Raw genomic sequence first — 22,898 nt, 5'->3', positions numbered from 1 at the left:
CCCGGCGTGGTGGGCACGGCGGCGGCGAGCGGGGCGCGGCGCAGGGCGGCGGGTCCGGCGAGCTGGCGGAGCGTCTGGACGCCGTAGTAGACCCCGGCGGGCCCGCCCCCGGTGATCCGCACGCCGTCGGCGCCGACCGTCAGGACGTACCCCTCGGGGCCGAGTTCCCGGCCGTCGTCGATCCGCAGGCGTACGACGGTGCCGTCCCCGGCGGCGGTCCCGGGGAAGTCGAGTCCGAGCGGTACGCCGAGGTCGCGCCGCAGGGCGCGTGCGGCGGTGGTGGTGCCGGGGCCCGCGTCGAGGCGGGTGGCGGCGTCGAGGCGGAGGGTTCCGGTGCCGGGGGTGACGCGGCGCGGGGCGGGCACGAGGGTCGCGAGCGCTTCGGGCACGGGGGCCGAGTGGTCCAGTCCAGTCATGAGGTCTAGTCCACCAGATGGCGGCTGACATGCGAAGACCCGAAAGGGGACCGATTCCGGAACGGGGACACGCCGGGCCGCCCGGAACGCACCGAACCCCCGCACCGCCCGGCCGGGGCCGGTGGTGCGGGGGTTCGGTGCATGAGAAGAGGACCCTGGCCGTGCGGGGGCGCGGGGACCGGGGCTACTTCTTGCCGCCGCCCTTGCCGCCCTTGCCGCCCTTGCCGTTGTCGCCGCCGGGACCCATGGAGTCGTAGATCTCCTTGCACATGGGGCACACGGGGTACTTCTTCGGGTCGCGGCCGGGCACCCAGACCTTGCCGCACAGCGCGACGACGGGCGTGCCGTCGAGCGCGCTCGCCATGATCTTGTCCTTCTGGACATAGTGCGCGAACCGCTCGTGATCACCGTCGCCGTGCGAGGTCTGCGGAACCGGTTCGACAAGAGTGGAGGTGCTGCCACCGCGCTCGGGCTCAAGAGTGCTCATAAATTCCTAGGGTACCCACGCGGGGCGGCCCGGCGGGAACGCCCGCGAGCCCTCAATTGAGGCTCGCGTCCTCCGGGTACGTCGCCATCATCGCCAGCGTCCCCCGCTGCCTGCGCAGCACCTCGCGCCACAGCGCCTCGGGGCGCTCGGCCGAGATGTCGCCGGGCTCCGCGTCCACCACGTACCAGGCCCCCGCCTCCAGCTCGTCCTCCAGCTGACCGGGCCCCCACCCCGCGTACCCGGCGAAGATCCGCAGCGCGCCGAGCGCGGCGGCGAGGAGTTCGGGCGGGGTCTCCAGGTCGACGAGGCCGATCGCCCCGTACACGCGCCGCCAGCCCAGCGGGCTCGTACGGGCCCCCGGCTCCCCGGGCACGACGGCGACGCCGAGCGCCGAGTCGAGCGAGACGGGGCCGCCCTGGAAGACGACGCCGGGCGCGCCCGCGAGCGGCCCCCAGCCCTCCAGGATGTCGTCCACGCCGACGGGGGTCGGCCGGTTGAGGACCACGCCGAGGGTGCCCTCGGCGTCGTGGTCGAGGACGAGGACCACCGCGCGCGCGAAGTTCGGGTCCGCGAGGGCCGGTGTGGCGACGAGCAGTCGCCCTGTGAGCGAGGACACCCCGGTCATGACAGCCATGATCCCGCATCGGCGCAAGGGGCGGGGAGTGGGTCACGCCGGGCTCGCCGCCGCAGCTCAGGGCGCACGGAGGCGTCCCCCGCGCACGACACGCGGATGGTGACGTACCGCATTTGGTTCTCGACCGTTCGTGTTGTGGCGAACTCATGACGGTTTGTGTCCCGTTCGGGCACGCCGTCCGCCCTCCCACGGCGATTACGCTTTGCTTCGGCCCTGTCCACCTCCTTCGGAACGCGAGATCGATGACCGTCACCGACGATGTACTGCTTGTCCACGGCGGAACCCCGCTGGAGGGCGAGATCCGGGTCCGAGGCGCGAAGAACCTCGTGCCCAAGGCCATGGTCGCCGCGCTGCTGGGCAGCGAGCCGAGCACGCTGGGCAACGTGCCCGACATCCGTGACGTCCGGGTCGTGCGCGGCCTGCTCCAGCTCCACGGGGTGACCGTGCGCCCCGGCGAGGAGCCGGGCGAGCTGGTCCTGGACCCGACGCACGTCGAGAGCGCGAACGTCGCCGACATCGACGCGCACGCCGGTTCCTCGCGCATCCCGATCCTCTTCTGCGGCCCCCTGCTGCACCGGCTGGGCCACGCCTTCATCCCCGGCCTGGGCGGCTGCGACATCGGCGGCCGGCCCATCGACTTCCACTTCGACGTGCTGCGCCAGTTCGGCGCCCGCATCGAGAAGCGCGCCGACGGCCAGTACCTGGAGGCGCCCACGCGCCTGCGCGGCACCAAGATCCGGCTGCCCTACCCCTCGGTCGGCGCGACCGAGCAGGTGCTGCTGACGGCGGTGCTCGCCGAGGGCGTCACCGAGCTGTCGAACGCGGCGGTGGAGCCCGAGATCGAGGACCTGATCTGCGTCCTCCAGAAGATGGGCGCCATCATCGCGATGGACACCGACCGGACCATCCGGATCACCGGCGTGGACCGCCTCGGCGGCTACCGCCACCGCGCCCTCGCCGACCGCCTGGAGGCCGCCTCCTGGGCCTCGGCCGCCCTCGCGACCGAGGGGAACATCTACGTGCGCGGGGCGCAGCAGCGCTCGATGATGACGTTCCTCAACACGTACCGGAAGGTCGGCGGCGCCTTCGAGATCGACGACGACGGCATCCGCTTCTGGCACCCGGGCGGAAAACTCCACTCGATCGCGCTGGAGACGGACGTCCACCCGGGTTTCCAGACCGACTGGCAGCAGCCCCTCGTCGTCGCCCTCACGCAGGCCACGGGCCTCTCGATCGTCCACGAGACGGTCTACGAGTCCCGCCTCGGCTTCACGGCGGCGCTCAACCAGATGGGCGCGCAGATCCAGCTCTACCGGGAGTGCCTGGGCGGCTCGGACTGCCGCTTCGGCCAGCGCAACTTCCTCCACTCGGCCGTCGTCTCCGGGCCCACCCGCCTCCAGGGCGCCGACCTCGTCATCCCCGACCTGCGCGGCGGCTTCTCCTACCTCATCGCCGCCCTCGCGGCCCAGGGCACGAGCCACGTCCACGGCATCGACCTGATCAACCGCGGCTACGAGAACTTCATGGACAAGCTCGTGGAACTGGGCGCCAAGGTGGAGCTGCCCAGCAAGGGCCTGGCGTAGCGGGAGAACGCGGAAGGGCGGCCACCCGTACGGGTGGCCGCCCTTCCGCGTTGCCTCTTTGCGCCGCGCCCGACAACCGAGCCCGACGGCAAACCAAGCCCCTCCGGCGATTGAGGAGCGGGGTGTGGGGCGGAGCCCCACAAAAGGGCCCGCCCCGGGAAAGAGGGTGTGACGACCGCGAACGGCCACCCGCCCCCTTACTTCCCCTTCGCCGCTTCCTTCAGCTTCGAGCCCGCCGACACCTTCACGGAGTAACCCGCCGCGATCTGGATCGGCTCCCCCGTCTGCGGGTTGCGCGCCGTACGAGCCGCACGGTGCGTGCGCTCGAAGGTCAGGAAGCCGGGGATGGTGACCTTCTCGTCGCCCTTGGCGACGACGTCACCGACCACCTCGGCGAACGCGGCCAGCACGGCGTCGGCGTCCTTACGGGTCACCTCGGCACGGTCGGCCAGGGCGGCCACCAGCTCACTGCGGTTCATGTTGTGTACTCCCGTGTTCTTCTTGCCGTTGAGGCGTGCCACGCGGCGTTGCCGCATGTTGGGCAACAGCGAAGCCGATGCTGCCAGGGTCCACGAGGTCCCCCGGACCCGGGTCCTGCTCTACGGACCCTCGCGCCCAGAGAGGCATCCTGCCCCCACCTGCGGCGGGAACGCCAATCCGGGTCCCCCCTGGAGTCGCGGGCGCGTCGTGTCTCGTGCCCGACACCCTAGGTGCCGGGTGCGGGGGCGGCGATTCGCGACGCGCCGACCGTACGTCTGCCCGCTCGACGCGGGCCGATGCCCGGGGTGGCGTGCCTCACGTCCGCCACGCCGGCCGGTACGGGTCGTCCGCGCCCCGTACCACCACGGCCGAAAGGCCCCCGTCGGCCCGTACGCACCCGGTCGCGGGACCGGCCCCGTACGGGCCCCGCACCCGCCTCAGCCCGCCACGGGGGCGACGGGGGCGCTCATGGCGCCCTCCGCCGACTCGCCGGCCGCGCGGGCGGCGTCGCGCACCGCTCCGGCGACCGCGCCCGCGACCTTGTCGTTGAAGACGCTGGGGATGATGTAGTTGCGGTTCAGCTCGTCGGCGCTCACGACATCGGCGAGCGCGGTCGCGGCGGCGAGCATCATCTCGGTGTTGACGGTGCGCGACTGGGCGTCGAGCAGGCCGCGGAAGACACCCGGGAAGACCAGCACGTTGTTGATCTGGTTCGGGAAGTCGGAGCGGCCCGTGGCGACGACGGCCGCGGTACGGCGCGCCTCGCCCGGGTCGACCTCGGGGTCGGGGTTGGCGAGCGCGAAGACGATCGCGTCGTCCGCCATCGCGGCGATGTCGTCCCCGTCGAGGACGTTGGGGGCCGAGACACCGATGAAGACGTCCGCGTCGCGCACGGCCTCCTTGAGGGTCCCCGTGAGGTTCTCCGGGTTGGTGTTGTCGGCGATCCAGCGCAGCGGCGAGTCGGGGGCCGCGTCGACGAGGTCGGTGCGCCCGGAGTGCACGACGCCGTGGATGTCGGCGACGACGGCGCGCTCGGCCCCGGCCGCGAGGAGGAGCTTGAGGATCGCCGTACCGGCGGCGCCCGCGCCCGACATGACGACGCGGACGTCCTCGATCTTCTTGCCGACGACGCGCAGCGCGTTGGTGAGCGCGGCGAGCACGACGATCGCGGTGCCGTGCTGGTCGTCGTGGAAGACGGGGATGTCGAGCGCCTCGCGCAGGCGGGCCTCGATCTCGAAGCAGCGCGGCGCGGAGATGTCCTCCAGGTTGATCCCGGCGAAGCCCGGGGCGATCGCCTTGACGATCTCCACGATCGCGTCGGTGTCCTGCGTGTCCAGGCACAGCGGCCAGGCGTCGATGCCGGCGAAGCGCTTGAAGAGCGCCGCCTTGCCCTCCATGACGGGCAGCGCGGCCTTCGGGCCGATGTTGCCGAGGCCGAGCACGGCCGAGCCGTCGGTGACGACGGCGACCGAGTTGCGCTTGATGGTCAGGCGGCGGGCGTCCTCGGGGTTGTCGGCGATCGCCATGCAGACCCGCGCCACGCCGGGCGTGTAGACCATGGAGAGGTCGTCACGGTTGCGGATCGGGTGCTTGGACTGCATCTCGATCTTGCCGCCGAGGTGCATGAGGAACGTACGGTCGGAGACCTTGCCGAGGGTCACGCCCTCGATGCCGCGCAGCTTGCTGACGATCTCGTCGGCGTGCGCCGTGGAGGAGGCGGCGATGGTGACGTCGATACGGAGCTTCTCGTGACCCGACGCCGTCACGTCGAGGCCGGTCACCGAGCCCCCGGAGGACTCGACGGCCGTCGTGAGCTGGGAGACCGCCGTTCCGCTGGCGGGGACCTCCAGACGGACCGTCATCGAGTAGGAGACGCTGGGCGCCGTTGCCATGCCGACTTCCTTCTTCCACCTGCTGTTTCCTTGCGACCGATCGTGACCCGTGGTGAACGGCGACCCGCCGGACGTGCGGTCCGATCGTCGCACCTACCGACGAGTAGGCGCGAATACCCTCCCTACAGCCCTCACGGGCCGGGATGCGGCGGTTGCGACAGTTTCCGGGGCCGGAGCGGCCGATTCCCACCGTATCGTGGAATTCGTTTTCCGTTCTACGGTACGAGTGAGGGGGATCACGTGCCCGGGCGGGGGGCCGGGCTCGCGGCGGGGCGGGCGGCCGGGGCCGGGACGAGGCATGACGGAGGGACGGGCGGCCGGGGCCGGGACGGGGGGTGACGGCGGGCCTGGCATGCTCGGACGCATGAGGATCGCCGCCGCCCAGCTCACCTGCGCGCCCGCCGACGTCCCGGCCAACGCGCGCTGGCTCGCCGCTCTCGCGGCGCGGGCACGGGCGGAGGGCGCCGCGCTGGTGGTCTTCCCCGAGCTGGCGCTGACCGGGTACGAGACGGAGGCGCTGCGGCTGCGCGAAGAGCTGTGGGTACGGCCGGACGACCCGCGCCTCGACCCGGTCCGCGCGAGCGGCGTCGCGACGGTCGTCAACTGCGCGACGGTCACCGAGGACGGCCGCCCGGCCATCGGCACCCTGGTCTTCGGGCGGGACGGGGAACTGATCACGACGTACCGCAAGCAGCACCTCTTCGCCCACGAGAGCGACGTCTTCGTGGCGGGCACCGAGGACGGGGCGTTCACGCTGGACGGGGTGCGTTTCTCGCTGGCCACGTGCTTCGACAACCACTTCCCCGCGCTCGTCGCACGCGGCGCCGCCGCCGGCTGCCGGGTGCACCTGGCGAGCGCGCTCTACGGGACGGGCGACGGCATCGGCGAACTGACGACGCTCTACCCGCGCCTCGCCGAGGAGCACGGCCTGCACGTCCTCGTGGCCAACCACGTCGGCCCGGCGGGCCCCTGGACCGGCTGCGGACGCTCCGCCGTTTACGCCCCCGACGGCACCCTCCTCGCCGAGGCGGACGCCGTCTCCCCCATGATCGTCACCGCCGACATCGGCTGACCCCGCCCACGACAAAGCCCCGGCCGCGTCTCCGCGACCGGGGCTCCGCCCTGAAGTCTGTGACACCGGCCCGCCATGCTCGCCTCGCGGCAAGTGGGCGCTCGAAGCGCCTATGGTTGGGCCCGGGGGCTTGGATCGAACCGGTGCCACGTCCAAGGTAACAAAGCCTGGGGACGGGGCAATTCCCGCGGCCGGGTTTTTCCTGCCGGTGACGCTGTGTGAGCGGTCCCGTACGTGCCGGTCCGGAGCCGAAAGGTCCAGGGACGCCCCCAGTCACCCGGAGTGATCCCGGTCGCCGGACCCCGATTCCAGCCGCTTGAGCCAGTCGTCGAGATGAGGGCAGGCGGCGCGCAGAGCGCCCAGCCCGAGCAGCTCGATGGCGTCCCGGCCGTCCACGACCTTGCGGTACGCGGGGTGGGCTTTCAGGAGGCGCTTCGAGGGTGCCGTGTCGGGACCGCTGTTGACCAGTTCGGGGCCGCCCGCCGCGCTCACGTGGGACCGGAGGACATCCGCCACCTTCGGTACGGCGATCAGTCCGGCAAGCTCGTTCGCGGCGGCGAGGACCCACGCCTCCGTCTCGTGGAGGACCAGGAACGGCAGGAAACGCGGATCGCCGATGACCTCGCCCATCACCGACTCGACGTGCTCGACGCGGGCGTACGCGTCACGGGCCGGGGCCTCCGCGAGCCCGGGGGTGTCGGACGGCAGCCCGTACAGGTCCAGCATCGTGGTGACCGTGTCCACGGCTGAGTTCTTCAGGAGCTTGCGGATGTCCTGCTCGATCCTCGGCCACTTGCTCACCCCGCCCTTGTCGTGCGGACGCCCGGCGGCGCGCCGGGTCTTGAGCGCGACGGGCGTGATCCAGACGTCCGAAGCGAGCAGTTCCGGCTGGAAGACCTGCTGGACCAGGCGCTCCTCGGTCGCGCCCTCCACCAGTACGTGAACCTGGCGCATGCGCCTCATCCCTGCCGCTCGGGCCGGGGACGACCGCCCAGCAGGTTTTTCAGCCACAGGTCGCCGAGTGAGTAGTCGTCCAGCCAGGCCGCCAGCGCTTCCGGTTCGGGACGGTGCAAGCGCGTGGAGCCGTCCTCCCGCTCCGTGACGACGATGTCGTCCAGCCCGAACTGGTCCAGCAGGGTCACGGACTGCGTGGCGGCCAGGATCCGGCTGCGGGCGGACGCCGAACGGAACAGTTCCGCGAGGACGGTGAGGGCGAAGGGATGCAGGCCCAGTTCGGGTTCGTCCAGGACCAGCAGAGCGGGCGGGTGCGGCTGGAGCAGGAGGACCGCGAGGCAGATGAACCGCAGAGTTCCGTCGGAGAGCGCGTCGGGCGGGAAGACCGTGTCGGACCCGTACTGCTTCCAGCGGAGCGACACCCGCCCCGTGGCGTCCTCGGTGAGGACGAACTCGCGGAAGAAGGGCGCGACCGACCGCACCGTACGCACGATCTGCTCGTAGGCCGCAGGGTGCTCCTCGCCCACGCGCCGCAGAAAAGCGGCGAGGTTGCCCGCGTCCGGGTGCAGGGCCTCCGTATCGGAGGCATAGCCCGGTTGCTTGACCGGTGCCTGGGGGGTGGTGTCGTCGAAGTGGTAGACGCGGCAGCCACGCAGCATCTCCAGCGTGTGCCGGGCGACGCCGGCGGCTCCGTCCGTCCCGGATTCAGCCGTTTCGGCCAGGCGCGACTCGGCATGGCCCCGGCCGATCTCGTCTCTCATCGGCCGCTCGAAGCGTGAGGTGTCGTGGAACTCGACGGTCTCGGAGCCGAAGATCAGATCCCCCCGGTGGGTGGGCACCAGCGCCGCCTCATAGGCGTTCACGAGGTGGTTGTCGTCCGCCTCGACCCGCAGCCCGATCCCGGCGGCCCCCTTGGGCCCGTCGTGGAGCAGGGCTGCGGCCCCACCGCGCAGCCCGACCTCCATGCCCAGTTCCCCGTCCACCAAGCGCCCGAGCAGCTCAACAGCCTCGATGAAGTTGGACTTTCCCGCTCCGTTGGGCCCGACGAGCAAGGTGACCGGGGTCAGCGCCAGCTCAACCTGCCGGATCGATTTGTAACCGCTGACGACGATGCGCCGGACCCTGTGTGACATGGTCATCAATGTAGCGAGCCACCGGGCGTGGCCGCGGGCGCGCGGAGCCGGTGACGGATACCGCGCCGCGACGAGGGCCGGTCGGTCTCTTGGCTCAGGCGATCGCGTCCCGCCGGGCCCGTGGAACACGGTGAACGCCTCCGGCGGGGCGAGGACCATCGGGCCTGGACGTTCAGGTCCTCCGCGTACCCGTTCACCCCGTGCCCCGCCGGCCGCGAGACCACCACCCCCACCGGTGAATCACCTACGCCGCTTTCGCAGTATTCGGGAGACCACGAAGACGCCTACGAGGACAGCTATTATCAGGAACACCACAGGGAACCACGGTGGCCCATCCGGTCGCTTGTCCTGAGCCATCCAGAGCGCTATCCCCATGGGAGCATCCTTTGGTTAGAAGGTGAACTTCAGAGTGGCTGAACATTCCCCTGCACTGCCGCCTGTTCCGACCCCAACCGGTCCCTGAGAGTCGGCGGAAAATTCGGCAGCGCCGTAGCCGCAAGCGAATTCGCCGCTGGCGCCGGTATCCGCAGATCCCGTACTACCGATGAGATCGACACCCCCCCGGGAGAACCCGCACCGGTTTCCGCCCTCCCACCGCAGCACCGAGCACGCCCCCTGCCCCGGCGCCTCCGAAAGAACTCGGTAATGTATTCCGGCGGGTCGGAAGTGCTAGCGCTTCCGACCCGCCGGAATACAGTCGCCTATCAGCAGACTTCTTGCACCCTAAGAACGCCGAGCAAAGCGCGCCACTATAAGGACAATAGCTGCAACCCCCGCTATCGATAGAAGCGTCACCTTGAGCGCTCCCCCGAAAAGGAGACTCAATATTACCGCAGCTACCATCACTAGAACCAGAATTGCCGAAACCGTAGATGCGCGCTCTGCTGCCACTTGCTCATTTCTCCTCAGCACTCATCAGACAGACCGCATCCGAGGGTAAGAGCGAATCCTACTTGGGAGCCGATCAGGCCAGCCGCGCCAAGCGCAGTCAACGAAGCCCCGCCCGTGGGGATTGCCGCAGCAACCCCCAGCACAGCAAGCCCGACGCCAATCGTGTCCGTTATAGACCACTGACCAGTCGGATCGGTGTTGTTTATGGGATCACCGCCTGCATAGGCATAACGGTTCCCGCGCGCCGGGTCACCGAGGAAGCTGTATTTGTCCTGGGTGGTGAAGCGGCCGGTGGTGGGGTCGTACCACCGCTGACCGAATTTCACATAGCCCGTCGTCTTGTCGTAGGTGCCACCCACGAAGCGGTAGGGGTTCTGAACGCCCGCCGTGCCGGTTTCTTTCGTCGTCTGGACGGTGCCGTAGGGGTCGTAGTCGTAGATCGTGGACTGCACGGTGGACTGGTTGATGAACTGGACCGGGTTCCCGATGCCGTCGACGATGTAGTACGCCTCGTACCCGTTCGTCGTCCGGAGCGAGAGGGGCTGGCCGGTGGTGGGGTCGTGGTCGATGTACGCCGTCCCCTCCTTCAACGAGACCTGTTCGATGACGGGCATGCCGTACTGGTCGGGGGCGCCGTAGACGTAGTCGGTTTTCTCTCCCTCGTCGCTGGTCTGTGAGACGAGCTCGGTGGCGTCCTCGCCGGCATAGGTGTAGCCGCTGGTGCCCTTGGACGTCTTGGCGGCCGTCATGCGGTTGGCGGCGTCGTAGGTGACCGAGGACAGCTTGGCGGTCTTGGTCTGGTTGCCCTGGGCGTCGTAGGTGTAGCCGTCGCTGGTGATCTGGTTGGCGGCGTCGAAGGCGAGGGTCTGGTCCGTGGTGCCGTCCGAGGAGGACTTGCGGTTGCCGCGGGCGTCGTAGGCGTAGGTGTACGTCGTGCCACCCCCGTCGGTCGCGACCTTCGTCAGCCGGTTGGCCTTGTCGTACGTGTACTTGGTGGTCTTGCCGCTCAGGTTGTCCTTACTCCACTGGATCAGGTCGGTGTTGTCGGCCTTGTCGGTCGAGCAGGATGAGGTGGAGCCGAGGCTGCGGCAGTACGTGGCGTCGAACTGGCGGGTCGTGTCGGTCGCGGGGCCCTGGTCGGCCCAGACGCGGCTGGTGCGGCCGGACTTGTCGTAGTCCTGGTGCACGCGCGCCTTGAAGATCGTCTTCGCATCGTTCGTGCCGTAGTACGTGTCCGTGCGACGACCGCGGTCGTCGTAGCTGAACCCGATCTTCGTCTTGGTCGACGGGGCGTCCGTGATCGCCTGGGTGAGCTTGTCGGCCTGGTCGTACGTGTACTGGGTGGTGCCGCGCGCGTCGGTCGTGGTGAGGCGGTTGCCGTTCTTGTCGTACGTGTACGACAGCGTGCCCCCGCCCGACGTCGCGGTCCGCGAAGTCATCGCGCCGAGATCGTCGTAGCCGTAGGTGACGGTGCCGGTTCCGTCGGTGCGGGTCTTGGTCCGCCCGAAGGCGTCGTAGGTGTAGGTGACGTCCGGAGTCGAGTCGGAGTAGTCGACCTTGAGGACGCGGTCGGAGTCGTCGTACGTCGTCGTGGTCGTGATGCACCGGCCGTCCGTCGCGGTGGCGAGGCGCCCGTACGCGTCGTAGGTGTACGACTGGGACTTGAGCGAGCCGCCGGCCGGGTCGACCTTGGTGAGCTGCTTGTCGCCGTTGTACGTGTACGACGTGTCCGTGCTGTTGCCGGGGTCGGTGCTGGTCTTGACGGTGCCGTCGTCGTTGTAGTCGACCTTCGCCTCGGCCGCCTCCGCGTTCGACGACGAGGCCATGTTGCCCGCGCCGTTGTAGGAGTACGTCGACTTGTTCGACTGGCCATCCGTCGACTCCGAGGGCGAGTACTTCGAGCCCGCCGCCGTGTTCCCGTACGCGGCGGAGAAGGTGGAGCCGTCCGCGCCCTCGGACTTGGTGAGCGACTCGCCGTCGTTGGCGCCGAAGGTGTTCGTCGTCGTGCCCGCGCTCGCGCCCGAGCCGTCCGTCGAGGAGGCGGTGTCGAAGTTCGCCGTGTACGTCTTCGAGCGCTCCCGGCCCTCCGCGTCCGTCGCCTTCGCCACCCGCGCGGAGTGGTCGTCGGTCAGCTCGTACGTGGTGTGCGGGACCGCGGTGATGTCCTTGGACTGGTCCGTGTTCGGGGAGGCCATCACGGTCTTGTCCGGGTCCCCGTACGACAGCCGGGTCACCGAGTCTCCGGGCGAGCCGGCGGCCTTGTTCTCCTGGGTGATCTTCGTGGTGCCGATCGTGCCGATCTCGAAGCGGGTCACCCCGCCGCCCGGGTTGGTGACCGAGGTCATCTTGTGGCCGGTGTACGTGAAGCTGGTGGTGCGTCCCAGGGTGTCCTTGATGGCGACGAGGTCGCCCGTGCTGTCGACGGTGTAGATGACGGAGCGCTTCTTGCCGTCCGAGGCGGTCTGCGTCAGCGTCGTGACCCGCCCGTTCGCCGAGGCGTACACGGCTGTGCGCTGCGTCTTCGACCCGCGCGTGGTGACGATGGTGTCGGGCAGGTCGCCGTTCCACGAGAGCGTGGTGGCGTTGTCGTTGCGGTCGGTGATCTTCGTCAGCCTGCCCGCGCCGGTGAAGGTCTGCTTCGACTGGGAGCCGTGGTCGGTGAGGGTGTAGGTGCCGTCGTCGTTCTTCTTCAGGCCGGCCTTGAACCCGCCCGGCGTCGTGAACCCGCTGCCCGACTTCACGAACAAGCCGGTCACCCCGCCCTGCCCGTAGTACGTGACCGAGCCGTCCCCACGGACCTTCAGTTCGATGTCGTACGGGGTCAGCCGCCACCCGTAGCCCAGCGGCGACTTCGCCGACGTGGCGTCCGTGCCGATCGCCGCACTGTTGTAGGCGGCGCCCAGGCCGACATCGCCATTGATCCCCGGCAGGCTCAACCCGGCCGCGTTGACGAGCAGATTGCCGGAGCCGACATCGACCTGCGCGGCTGTCGAGTCGCCGGTCGAGAACTGCAAGCGCGTGGCACCGGGGCGCTCCCCCGCGCCCGTCATCGGGCTGACCCGAGTGGTCTGGAGCGGGGAGAGGTCGGAGCAGTCGTCGTCGACGCACGCCTTGACCTGCCACTTGAACTGCGTCCCGATCCGCATGTCCGGCAGCTTCAGCCGCGCCACCTCGCCCGAATCGACCGTCACCTCCTTCCCGTCGACGAGGTCGTTGTCGCCGTTGGCCGCGTAGGTGCCGGCGTAGAACTTCGCGGTGACCTTCCCGCTTCCTGACGGTGCCACCACCTTCGCTGTCACGTACGGCGTCGTGCTCTCCGTCAGCGCCACCAGCTGCGACGGCGTGCCAGGAGCCGCCGCGTACGCGGCCGGCATCCCCCACACCGCCACCGCCGACACGACGGCCGTCGCGATCCCCACCTGAACCGAGCGTCTACGGACGCCGGATGAAGACATGCGTGCCCCCCCACATGAATGAAGCGCACCGCGCTGATGCGCTCACGCATCGTCAGTCCGGGAGCTTCACAGAAGGAACACCTTTCCGATACTTCCCACACACAGTGACCCCGCACACGCAGCGTGTTCCCATGGATTTCAAAGGTTGTCGAGCGACAAATAAGGGGTCTAGCGGGCCATCCGCCTTGCATTGCAAGGCGGATGCCGCCTGCGGGAAGGATGGGAAGGCGCGAGCGCATCGGGAGACATGAGTCACAGGAATATTCGCCGGGATGAAGGCAAGAAGAGCCGGCCTTGCCCCGCGCGAGCCTGTACGCCGCCGCGCGGCTTCGCCGACGCCACGGCTCGACGGGTGCCGTAGAGGAACTCGGAACCCCTGGCTAGCGCCGCATCAGGCAACGTTTGCCCCGTTCAGGCCAGTCGAGCGTGGTTTGCATGGGACACGTAGCCTCGCGGGGTGCACTCGCATCGGAGTTTCGAGAACCCTTCCGCGCTGGCACACGAGGTGGTGGTGGAGGTGTTGGAGCGCGCCCTGCGTGACCGCTCGGCGGAGGGTGAGGCCGCAAGCGTCCTGGTCGGGACCGCGTTGAACGACGACGATCAGGTGTTCGTCGAGCACTGGTGTCTGGAGGTCGGGACGCGGGCTGCTCCGGGAAGCCCTCTGCTCGGGCTGGCGGGCCTGTGCTTGGGACACGCGGCTCGGCGTTTCGGCCGTCTGGGCGATGGGGCTCTTGTGCTGGCGGAGTCGCTTGCGGCCCGCGCTATGGCGGACCCGTCGGACGTGGACGGTCGGGCTCTCGATGGATATGACGACGTCCGGGACTTTCTTCATCTGTGGTGAGGCGTCCACGGCTGTGGTCAGGCGGCGTTCGCCCTACTCACGATGGCGGCCAGGCGCTTGTCGGTGACGTTCCTGTTTCGCCAGATGACGTAGCGGCGGATCATGCTGCCCTGGGCCTTGCGGCTGGGGTGGTCAGGTTCAGCGGCGTCACGGGCTTCGTGAGGCCGTCGCCGTGAGCGCGCGGGGGCTCGCTCTGGGGCTCGGGACGAGCACGATTCCGGAGTTGCGGGCCGTCATGGCGCAACTCGCGCACGCTTCGGCCTGGTTGCTGCTCGGGTTGCCCGAGCACGGGGGCGGTCGGGCGATGGTCGCGCTCGTCGCGTACGTACGGGATCTGCTCGGGCCGGAGCGGCGGCCGGCCGGGGCCACTCCGGCCTGGGAGCGCTTCGCGCACATTCGGCTGCTCGCGACCGGGTTGCGGCGGCTCGCCGAGCGGTGCGAGGAGCGGGAGGCGGGGCGTCACCCGTGAGGGGGATCGTCGGGCGGGCCCGCGTGGGACAGACTCGGGCGAATGGGTGAGGAAGAGGAGCCGCTTGCCGAGTGGGCCGCGCGGCGGGATCAGCGGGTGGGGCGGCTCAGGGTCGTGCCGTTGTACGAGGGGCGGCGGGCGCGGGGGGCGCATGTGCGGCCCGGGGAGCCCCGTCTCGTGGAGCGGTGGAGCGGGTGCGCGTGGGAGGCGTTCGCCGTGACGAGGGACCTCGCGGAGGCGCTGCGGCTCCTCCACCCGCAGGCCCAGGAGCCGCCCGCCTGCCCCGGGGAGGGGTCTTCGCAGGCGCTTCGGGCCGGGCGGGGGCGGCATCGGAAGCCGCCCCCGGAGCCGTCGTAGGAGGTCGCCTCGGGAGCCTGGGCGCGAGGTCGCCCAGGAGTCCGCGCGGGAGGGCGCTCAGTCCCGCAGCAGGTCCGGCACCCCGTTCTCGTCGGGCGCGTCGCGCTCGCCCGCCACGACCGTCAGGCGTTGGGTGGCGCGGGTCAGGGCCACGTACAGGACGCGGAGGCCCACCACGGACTCCTCGGCGATCTCGGCCGGGGCGGCGACGAGTGTCGCGTCGTACTCCAGGCCCTTCGCCTCCAGGCTGCCGAGGGCGACGACGCGGGGGCCGAGGTCCGCGAGCCAACTCGCCGCTTCCGCGCGGCGGTTCATCGCCACGACGACGCCGACCGTGCCTTCCACCTCGCCGAGCAGGCGTTCCGTCTCGGCGCGGACGGTCGCCGCGAGGCCGCCGTGGTCGGCGGCGACGACGTAGCGGGGGGCGAGGCCCGTGGAGCGGACCGCGCGGGGCGGCTCGGTGCCGGGCATCGCGAGGGCGAGGACCTGGTTGGCGACGGCCGCGACCTCGGACGGGTTGCGGTAGTTGACCGTGAGCGTGAAGCGGCGACGGGGGCGGGTGCCCAGCGCTTCGTCGCGGGCCGCCGCTGCTTCCTCCGGGTCGGGCCACGAGGACTGCGCCGGGTCGCCGACGACGGTCCACGTCGCGTGGCGGCCCCTGCGGCCGACCATGCGCCACTGCATCGGTGTGAGGTCCTGGGCCTCGTCGACGATGACGTGCGCGTACTCCGTGCGTTCGGCCGCGAGGCGTTCGGCGCGTTCGCGGCGGCTCTCCTCGCGCTGCGGCATCAGCTCCTCCACGCCGGTCAGTTCGGCGAGCGCGTCGTAGGCGCGGGGGCGCTTGGGCGGGGCCGGGGCGCCGAGGACGGCGTGCAGTTCGTCGAGCAGCGCCACGTCGTGGACCGAGAGCGGGCCCGCGCCCGTGTCCGGGTCCAGGCGCCGCAACGACCGTGCCACGCGCCGCACTTCGCCCTGGTCGAGCACCCTGCGCGACCAGCGTCCGAGCCGTCGTTCCGAGGCCATCGCGGCGAGCACGCGGCGCGGCTTCAGCTCGGGCCACCAGGCGTCCATGAACTCCGTGAAGGAGTCCTCCGTCGTGATGTCCTCGTCGAAGGCGGACTTCAACTCGGCCTTGAGTTCCGGGTCGTTGTGCCGGTCCGCTCCCCCCGAGCGCTCCCACAGGGCGTCCAGGAGGAGGCGCCGGGCGCGCGGGCGCAGGTAGTTGATCGGCCCGCTCCCCGAAAGGGCCGTGCGACGGACGGACTTGAGCACGTCCGGACCGAGTTCGATACGGCGGCCGAACGCGACGACGCGCAGACGCTCCGGGGGCGCGGTGGCCCTGCCCGGCGCGTCGAAAGTGAGCTGTCCGTCCGCCTCGCTCTGCTCCGTACCCGTAAAGCCTGCGGCGACCGGCAGGTCGAGCGCTCCGCGGGCCGCGCGGCGCAGGACCCCGCCCATGCGGGCGCTGCCCTTCACGCGCGCGACGGCCGGGGAGTCGTAGGCGCTCGCGCCGCCGGGGCCCGCCGCGTCGTCGGCGAGGTCGCCGAGCGCGCGGATCGCGACCTGGCCCTCCTCGCCGAGCGAGGGCAGGACGCCCTCGGTGTACGCGACGAGCAGCGGCGTCGGCGAGACGATGAGGATGCCGCCCGCGTACCGCCTGCGGTCCTGGTAGAGGAGGTACGCGGCGCGGTGCAGCGCCACGGCCGTCTTGCCGGTGCCGGGGCCGCCCTCGACGAGGGTCACGGAGGCGGCGGGGGCGCGGATGACCAGGTCCTGCTCGGCCTGGATCGAGGCGACGATGTCGTGCATCGCGTGCCCGCGCGAGCGGCCGAGCGCGGCCATGAGCGCGCCGTCGCCGACGACGGGCAGCGGCGCGCCGTCCAGGAACGCGGTCAGCTCGGGGCGCATCAGGTCGTCCTCGACGCCGAGGACGCGGCGGCCCTTGGAGCGGATGACGCGGCGGCGCACCACCCGGCCGGGGGCGACGGGCGTGGAGCGGTAGAAGGGGGCGGCGGCGGGCGCGCGCCAGTCGATGACGAGGGGGCTGTAGTCGGTGTCGAGCACGCCGATACGGCCGATGTGCAGCGTTTCGGCGATGTCGGCCGTCTGCTCGGGGGTGATCGCGTCCTCGGCGACCTCGACGGCGGTGTAGGCGCCGTCCGGGCCCTTCTTGCCGTCCTTGCCCGCGAGGAGGTCGATGCGGCCGAAGACGAAGTCCTCGAACTCGTTGTTGAGGCGGTTGAGGTGGACGCCGGCCCGGTGGACCTGCGCGTCGCGCTCCGCGAGGGCGCCGGGGGTGCCGACGTGGCCGAGCTTGGCCGCGTCGCGCATCAGGAACTCGGCCTCGTCGATCTTCTCCAGGAGGCGGCGGTAGGCGCGGTCAAGATGCTGTTGTTCGACGCTGATCTCGTGGTCGCGTGTATCGGCCACCGAGGCCCCCTTCAGATGGTGCTGAGCAGCCGTCCACCGTACGGCAACCCTGTCGGGGGGCGGGAGGGGGCTCGCCTTTCTGTGCAGGTGGCGCGTTTGCTCGGGGCGCGCCCTTGTGGGGCTCCGCCCCACGCCCCGCTCCTCAAACTCCCCCAGCCTTCGGCCGGGAGGTACCCCCAGAGGGGCTGGATTTGTGCGGGGTGGAGGGGCTGGGTTGGTGCGGGGTGGAAGGGCTGGGTTGGTGCGGGGTGGAGGGGCTGGGGTTGTGGCCGGTGCGGCGGCGGTGGCGGGCTACGCGTTCGCGGTTGCCGCAGGTCTCGCTGGAGCACCAGCGGCGGCGCTGGCCGCGGGAGGTGTCGAGGTAGATCAGGGGGCAGCCCTCGCCCTCGCAGCGGCGCAGGAGGGGGGCGCGGGCGGGGTCGGTGAGCAGGGTGAGGGTGTCGCGGGCGAGGAGGGAAAGGAGGGCGGAGAGGGTGGGCGCCGAGTGGAGCCCGGCGACGAGACGGCCGTCGGGGGCCCCTGCGGCCTGCGGGACGGGCGGCGCGGCGAGCGCCATCGCGTTGAGGCGGTCGAGCGAGTGCGGGGCCCGGCGCCCGCCGAGGCTCGCGCCGACGAGGCGGCCGAGGTGGCCCCGTACGTCCCGTACCGCCGCCGGCCAGTGCGGCTGCGGCTGCGGGAGCGGCCCGCGCGCCGGGAGCAGACCCGCGCCCACGCACCAGCCGACCACGTCCTCACCCGTCACGAGCCGTTCGACCGGGTGCCCGGTGGCGAGCAGATCCAGACAGGGCCGCCCGGCGTCGTACCGGAACGGCGCGGGGGCCACGGGGAGCAGCGACATGTTCGTCTCACCGCCGGGGGGAGTGGGGGCCTGCGGGGGTGCGCGACACCAGGGTGCCGGGGGCGGGGACGTACGGGAAGGGGGCGGGGAGGCGGAAGGGGGTGAGGGCGGGGCGCGGCCCGCTCGTCCTCAGGGTTCCAGCGCCAGGCGGTAGCCGCGCTTGACGACCGTCTGGACGAGGCCGGGGGCGCCGAGTGCCGTGCGCAGGCGGCTGATCGCGGAGTCCACGGCGTGCGGAGCGCCGGTGGGGCCGGGGAGGGCGCGGAGGAGTTCGGTGCGGGGGACGACGCGGCCGGGGTGGTCGGTGAGGCGGCGCAGGAGGGCGGCGCTCGCGGGTGGGAGGGGGCGGTGCTCGCCGTCGACCAGTGCCAGGTCACCGCGCAGGGCGAGGAGGTGGCCGCCGACGCTCAACTGCGGACTTCTCGCCGGTAGTTCGTGGCAGAGCAGGTCCACGAGCGGTGCGAGGCGGAAGCGGCCTGGGGTCACGGTGGGGATGTCGAGGGCCTGGAGCGGGGCCGCCGTGACGGGGCCGACGCAGGCGACGAGGACCGAGTCCCGCAGGACTACGAGGAGTTGGTCCCGTACGCCCCGGGCCTCCGCGTGGGCGAGGAGGGCGAGGGCGGCCGGGGCGCTCGTGAAGGGGAGGGCGTCGACGGTGCCCGCGAGGACGGCGTCGACGAGGCGGTCGAGCGGGGCGGGGTCCTCCGGCGGGAGCCAGCGGTAGACGGGGACGGCGAGGACGTCGGCTCCCGCCCCGGTGAGGGCGGTACGGAACTCGTGCAGCGGATCGCCGTGGACCTGGACGGCGACGCGTGCCCCGCGCAGATCGAACGTCCGCAGGTGGTCGAGCACTTCGGCCATGGATTCGGAGGCCGGTGACCATTCCTCCGTCAGCCCGGCCGCGCGCAGAGCGCCCTTCACCTTCGGTCCGCGCGCCAGGAGCCGCGCCCCGCGCAGGGCTTCGGCCAGCCCCGTGCCCAGCCCCCAGCCCTCGGCCGCCGCGAACCAGCCGCGCAGCCCGACGGCGGTGGTGCCGATGGCGATCTGCGGCGGCCGGGCGATCAAGTCCTCGGTGACGGTGCGGAGTTCCGCGTCGTCCTCCAGCGGGACCGTCCGCATCGCGGGGCCGTGGAGGACGCGGGCGCCCCGGCGACGGAGCAGCGCGAGGAGATCTTCGGCGCGGCGATCGGCCGTGACGGCGACGGTGAACCCGTCGAGCGGCCTCGCCTGCCGGTCCGCGCGCTCCGTACCACTGCTCCCCATACCGCCGTTCCTCGCCCGTCCGCCCCTCCCCCGGCCCGGCGCCGGGGAGCGCGCCAGCCTGCCAAGCGCAGGTGACGCGACGGTTCCCAGCGTATGTCGCGGGCGTTACGGGGCCCGGCGACGGGGGGCGGTGGTATACGAGGCGGCCCGGCGCGGCTCCCCTCCCCCGTCCGGCCACAGTCTCGGGCTTCGCTTCGCCGCCACGTCCTCGATCCAGCCGACGAGCAGGATCGTCAGGGCGAGCAGCGGCCAGACCACCACGAACATCCACCACGCGTACGAGTCGCCGAGGAAGGTCCCGAAGGCGCCGTCCGACGCCGGGAGGCGCCACAGGAGGTCGATGATCGGGACGGTGGCGAGGATGAGCAGGTTGTGCCACAGATAGATCGTGACCGCCCGGTTGTTGGTCAGGGTGATGAAGCGGTCGAGGCGGGCGAGGCGGCCGGGGAGAGTCTTCCAGGAAGGGGCGTACTGGAAGAGGATCACCGTGAAGCCGAGCGACCACGTCGCCTGCGCGAGCGGGATGTCGTTGAGGTCGATGCCGTCGTCACCGGGGTGGCCGAGCGCCCACCACAGACCGAAGGCCATGAGGAAGCCGGAGAGAGAGACCGCGAGGTAGCGCGGCACCTTGCGCAACAGCCCTTCCTGGTACGCCATCCCGAGCACCCAGCAGCTGCCGAACTGCGCGAAATCGGTGAGTGCCAGGCCCGTTTCGCCGGGAATCGTGACAACTCCCGTGCCGATCACGGCCGTCAGTACGACGGGCGCGAGGAAGGTCGGCCAGGGCGCGCGGCGCAGGGCCTTCAGGAGGAACGGCGAGGCGACGACGAACCACAGATAGGCGCGCAGGTACCACAGCGGTCCCGCCGCCTCGTCGGCCCAGCTCTGTTCCAGCCAGCCGCTCGCCGAACCGAGGCTCTCGGGGTACGGCGGCGCGCCGATCGGCACGACGTACGTGGCGAGGCGCAGGCACCAGCCGAAGCCCTCGCCGCGCGGCGCGCGCCAGCCCGCGTACAGCATCGCGGGGACGAGCAGGGCGGCGAAGAGCCACAGCGGGGGCAGCAGACGGCGCAGCCGGCCACGGATCACGGACACGGCGGGCCGCGCGAGCGAGCGCGCCATGAGCGAGCCCGCGAGCGCGAACATGACGCCCATGGACGGGAAGACGACGCTCAGCCACGCCCAGCCGAAGACGTGGTAGAAGATCACGCGGACGAGCGCGACGGAGCGGAGGAGATCGAGGTAACGGTCTCTTCCGGGGCGGGACTTGGGCGCCTCGGTGGTGGCCGGAGCGGGTGCGTGTCCCGGCTCCTCCTGGGCCGGCAGCCGTACGGTGACGGGCTCGCCGCCCGCCCCCGGCACGGGGCGCGAAGTGACGGGCTCGCCAACCACCCCCGGCAGGGGGCGCGTCCCGCTCTCGTCACCGTACGCCTTGCTGTCGGTCCCGCTCATGCCACCGGCCTCCGCTCACCGTCGTTCCCGCCCGCGCCCAGCGCCCCTTCCGGCACCGGCTCGTCGCCTCTCAGCTCCGCGAGGTCCTTGCCGCGCGGGGTTCCGCCCGCGTCCAGCACGCCCGTCCTGCGGAGTTTCTGCCAGCGCAGGCGGCCCCCCGTGAGCGCGGTGATCCAGGACTGGAGGAGGACCACATACATGAGCTGGCGGTACAGGAGCTGCTGGAGCGGCAGCGACAGCAGGTGCGTCATGGGCTCCTTGTCGAGCCGGAAAGCGTACGCGGCGCAGACGGCCTGGATGCCGAGGACGCCGAGCCAGGCGAGGAGGGTCTTCTGCGTCGGGCCGAACACGACGCCGTACAACAGGAATACGTCGATGAGCGGAGCCAACAGCGGTGCCAGGACCATGAAGAGGGAGACGAGCGGGAGACCGACGCGGCCGAAGCGGCCCGAGGCGCCGCGTTCGAGGAAGGCGTGCCGGTGCTTCCAGATGGCCTGCATCGTGCCGTAGCTCCAGCGGTAGCGCTGGGACCACAACTGCGCGACGGATTCCGGTGCTTCGGTCCAGGCGCGCGCCTTCTCCGCGTAGACGACGTGCCAGCCGTCGCGGTGGATCGCCATCGTGATGTCGGTGTCCTCAGCGAGCGTGTCCTCGCTCATGCCGCCGACCCGGGTGAGCGCGTCGCGACGGAAGGCGCCGACCGCCCCGGGGATCGTCGGCATGCAGCGCAGCATGTCGTACATGCGGCGGTCGAGGTTGAAGCCCATGACGTACTCGATGTGCTGCCACGCCCCGATGAGCGAATCCCGGTTCCCCACCTTGGCGTTGCCCGCGACGGCACCCACGCGCGGGTCGCCGAAGGGCTGGACGAGTTCGCGGACGGTCGCGGCCTCGAAGACGGTGTCGCCGTCCATCATCACGATGATGTCGTGCGAGGCGTGCGCGATGCCCCGGTTGAGCGCGGCCGGCTTGCCCGCGTTCTCCTGCCGCACGACGCGGACACCGGGGAGGCCGAGGCGTTCCACGATGCCCGCCGTGTCGTCGGTCGAGCCGTCGTCGATCACGATGATCTCGATGGGGTGCACGCTGCGAGTGAGTGAAGTGACCGTCGCCGTAATGCACTTGGCCTCGTTGTACGCGGGCACGAGCACCGTGACGGGCTCCGTGACCGGCACGCCCCACGCGAAGCCCCGGCGGCGGGTGCGGCGCGCGTGCGCGAAGGAGAGCAGGAGCATGAGGCCGAAGCGCGCGATGACGAGGCTGCCGGTGACGGCGAGGCCCGCAACGAGGACGCCGGTGACACTGTCCGACGCGGCGACGAGCCACACCCAGGCGCGGCCCTTCCACAGGTCGAGGCCGCTCACCGGGGCGAGCGCGCTGGGCGCGCCCAGCGCTTCGGTGAGGTTGGCGAACTTGTAGCCCTTGCCCTGGAGTTCGGGAAGGTAGCGGTCGAGCGCGGCGACGGTCTGCGCGCGGTTTCCACCGGAGTCGTGCATGAGGACGACCGCGCCCTTGCCCGCCTTCTTCGGCGTGGCGTTGGCGATGATCGTCTCGACCCCCGGGCGCTGCCAGTCCTCGCTGTCATCGTTGTTGACGACGGTCAAGTACCCGCGCGAGCCGATGTACTTGGCCACCGGCCACGACTTGTCGTCCATCGCGTCGGCGAAGGAGGAGTACGGCGGCCGGAAGAGCGAGGTGCGCACCCCGGCGGCGCCCGCGAGCGCGAGCTGGTTCTGCGACAGCTCCCAGTCGATGCGGGTCTTGGACTGGTAGGAGAGATCAGGGTGGTTGAAGGTGTGCAGGCCGATCTCGTGGCCCTCGGCGACCATGCGGCGCACGAGGGCGGGATAGCGCGAGGCCATCGTGCCCGTGACGAAGAAGGTGGCGTGCGCGTGGTGCCGCTTGAGCACGTCGAGCACGCGGGGCGTCCAGGTCGGGTCGGGGCCGTCGTCGAAGGTGAGGACGATGCGGTGGTCCGGTATCCGCAGCGACTTCTCCTTGCCGTCGCGCGTGTCGATGACGGGACCGCCGTCCAGGATCTTCTCCGGCACCTTGTCGGTCGCCGCCTCGGGCCGGATGCGGTGGTCGGCCATGATCTCGCTGTGCACGTAGCCGCGCAGCATGAGCATCGCGACGACCACGCAGAGGAAGAGGACGGGGAGGAGGTAGCGGAGCGGGAGGCCGCGCCTGCGACGTCTGCGGGAGGCGGAGCGGGAGCCGGCGCGGGAGCGGGGGCCGGGGCGGGCGGTGC

General features: G+C 71.3%; 17 protein-coding genes and 2 pseudogenes. 5 read left to right on the top strand and 14 right to left on the bottom strand.

The window, feature by feature from the left end; genetic code table 11:
- From G3I42_RS00270 to G3I42_RS00260, 3 genes are all read right to left on the bottom strand, one after another.
- The coding region (locus tag G3I42_RS00270) for a glycoside hydrolase family 20 zincin-like fold domain-containing protein (protein ID WP_203606155.1) at window positions 1–416 on the bottom strand (416 nt) is incomplete at its 3' end.
- Window positions 417–600: 184 nt separating this feature from the next.
- Complete coding sequence (locus G3I42_RS00265) at window positions 601–903, bottom strand: DUF3039 domain-containing protein (RefSeq protein WP_164281832.1); 303 nt, start codon at window positions 901–903, stop codon at window positions 601–603.
- Window positions 904–955: 52 nt separating this feature from the next.
- A complete protein-coding gene (locus G3I42_RS00260) occupies window positions 956–1,528 on the bottom strand; it encodes a YqgE/AlgH family protein (protein WP_164281831.1) in 573 nt (190 codons plus the stop codon).
- 251 nt (window positions 1,529–1,779) lie between these two features.
- On the opposite strand from G3I42_RS00260, the gene murA reads away from it, so the two are divergent.
- Entirely contained in the window at window positions 1,780–3,120 is a 1,341-nt protein-coding gene (gene murA, locus G3I42_RS00255; RefSeq protein ID WP_164281830.1) for a UDP-N-acetylglucosamine 1-carboxyvinyltransferase, read from the top strand.
- A 197-nt stretch (window positions 3,121–3,317) separates the two neighbouring features.
- On the opposite strand, the gene G3I42_RS00250 is transcribed toward murA, so the two are convergent.
- Window positions 3,318–3,599: an HU family DNA-binding protein gene (locus tag G3I42_RS00250; protein ID WP_008745984.1), complete on the bottom strand. Its 282-nt coding sequence runs from the start codon at window positions 3,597–3,599 to the stop codon at window positions 3,318–3,320.
- Window positions 3,600–4,037: 438 nt separating this feature from the next.
- On the bottom strand, window positions 4,038–5,492 hold the full coding sequence (locus G3I42_RS00245) for an NAD-dependent malic enzyme (protein WP_164281829.1): 1,455 nt from the start codon (window positions 5,490–5,492) through the stop codon (window positions 4,038–4,040).
- 364 nt (window positions 5,493–5,856) lie between these two features.
- Here G3I42_RS00245 and G3I42_RS00240 point away from each other — a divergent pair, with 364 nt between their 5' ends.
- Complete coding sequence (locus G3I42_RS00240) at window positions 5,857–6,564, top strand: carbon-nitrogen hydrolase family protein (RefSeq protein WP_164281828.1); 708 nt, start codon at window positions 5,857–5,859, stop codon at window positions 6,562–6,564.
- 273 nt (window positions 6,565–6,837) lie between these two features.
- Here the strand turns inward: G3I42_RS00240 and G3I42_RS00235 are convergent, their stop codons facing one another.
- The 3 genes from G3I42_RS00235 to G3I42_RS00225 all read right to left on the bottom strand — a co-directional run bounded on the left by G3I42_RS00235 (window position 6,838) and on the right by G3I42_RS00225 (window position 12,841).
- A complete protein-coding gene (locus tag G3I42_RS00235) occupies window positions 6,838–7,518 on the bottom strand; it encodes a DUF4276 family protein (RefSeq protein WP_164281827.1) in 681 nt (226 codons plus the stop codon).
- A 5-nt stretch (window positions 7,519–7,523) separates the two neighbouring features.
- Complete coding sequence (locus G3I42_RS00230; RefSeq protein WP_164281826.1) at window positions 7,524–8,651, bottom strand: AAA family ATPase; 1,128 nt, start codon at window positions 8,649–8,651, stop codon at window positions 7,524–7,526.
- Window positions 8,652–9,556: 905 nt separating this feature from the next.
- Window positions 9,557–12,841 (bottom strand): RHS repeat-associated core domain-containing protein, encoded by a 3,285-nt coding sequence (locus G3I42_RS00225; RefSeq protein WP_343244407.1) that lies wholly within the window; start codon window positions 12,839–12,841, stop codon window positions 9,557–9,559.
- Window positions 12,842–13,454: 613 nt separating this feature from the next.
- Here G3I42_RS00225 and G3I42_RS00220 point away from each other — a divergent pair.
- Window positions 13,455–13,838, top strand: coding sequence for a hypothetical protein (locus tag G3I42_RS00220; RefSeq protein WP_343244406.1), 384 nt, complete (start codon window positions 13,455–13,457; stop codon window positions 13,836–13,838).
- A 17-nt stretch (window positions 13,839–13,855) separates the two neighbouring features.
- Here G3I42_RS00220 and G3I42_RS38355 read toward each other — a convergent pair.
- A pseudogene (locus tag G3I42_RS38355) lies at window positions 13,856–13,957 on the bottom strand (transposase); the annotation flags it as partial.
- Window positions 13,958–14,010: 53 nt separating this feature from the next.
- On the opposite strand from G3I42_RS38355, the gene G3I42_RS00215 reads away from it, so the two are divergent.
- Both G3I42_RS00215 and G3I42_RS37275 read left to right on the top strand, forming a co-directional pair.
- Window positions 14,011–14,307: a hypothetical protein gene (locus G3I42_RS00215; protein ID WP_164281820.1), complete on the top strand. Its 297-nt coding sequence runs from the start codon at window positions 14,011–14,013 to the stop codon at window positions 14,305–14,307.
- A 42-nt stretch (window positions 14,308–14,349) separates the two neighbouring features.
- Entirely contained in the window at window positions 14,350–14,664 is a 315-nt protein-coding gene (locus tag G3I42_RS37275; RefSeq protein ID WP_164281825.1) for a DUF6087 family protein, read from the top strand.
- 57 nt (window positions 14,665–14,721) lie between these two features.
- Here the strand turns inward: G3I42_RS37275 and G3I42_RS00205 are convergent, their stop codons facing one another.
- The 5 genes and pseudogenes from G3I42_RS00205 to G3I42_RS00185 form a co-directional block, all read right to left on the bottom strand.
- On the bottom strand, window positions 14,722–17,094 hold the full coding sequence (locus G3I42_RS00205; RefSeq protein WP_164281824.1) for a UvrD-helicase domain-containing protein: 2,373 nt from the start codon (window positions 17,092–17,094) through the stop codon (window positions 14,722–14,724).
- Window positions 17,095–17,365: 271 nt separating this feature from the next.
- Window positions 17,366–17,932 (bottom strand): annotated as a pseudogene (locus tag G3I42_RS00200) (CGNR zinc finger domain-containing protein); the annotation flags it as partial.
- Window positions 17,933–18,061: 129 nt separating this feature from the next.
- Entirely contained in the window at window positions 18,062–19,195 is a 1,134-nt protein-coding gene (locus G3I42_RS00195; protein WP_164281823.1) for a uroporphyrinogen-III synthase, read from the bottom strand.
- A 105-nt stretch (window positions 19,196–19,300) separates the two neighbouring features.
- Window positions 19,301–20,647 carry an acyltransferase gene (locus G3I42_RS00190; RefSeq protein WP_164281822.1) on the bottom strand — a complete coding sequence of 449 codons (1,347 nt, stop codon included), beginning with the start codon at window positions 20,645–20,647 and terminating at the stop codon, window positions 19,301–19,303.
- On the bottom strand, window positions 20,644–22,898 hold a 2,255-nt coding region (locus tag G3I42_RS00185; protein WP_164281821.1), incomplete at its 5' end, for a glycosyltransferase. The genes G3I42_RS00185 and G3I42_RS00190, both read right to left, overlap by 4 nt.

The organism is Streptomyces sp. SID11385 (genome assembly GCF_010548245.1).
GTDB lineage: Bacteria > Actinomycetota > Actinomycetes > Streptomycetales > Streptomycetaceae > Streptomyces.
Note: the sequence above shows the minus strand (reverse complement) of the source record. Positions and strands in the feature narration are given on the sequence as shown.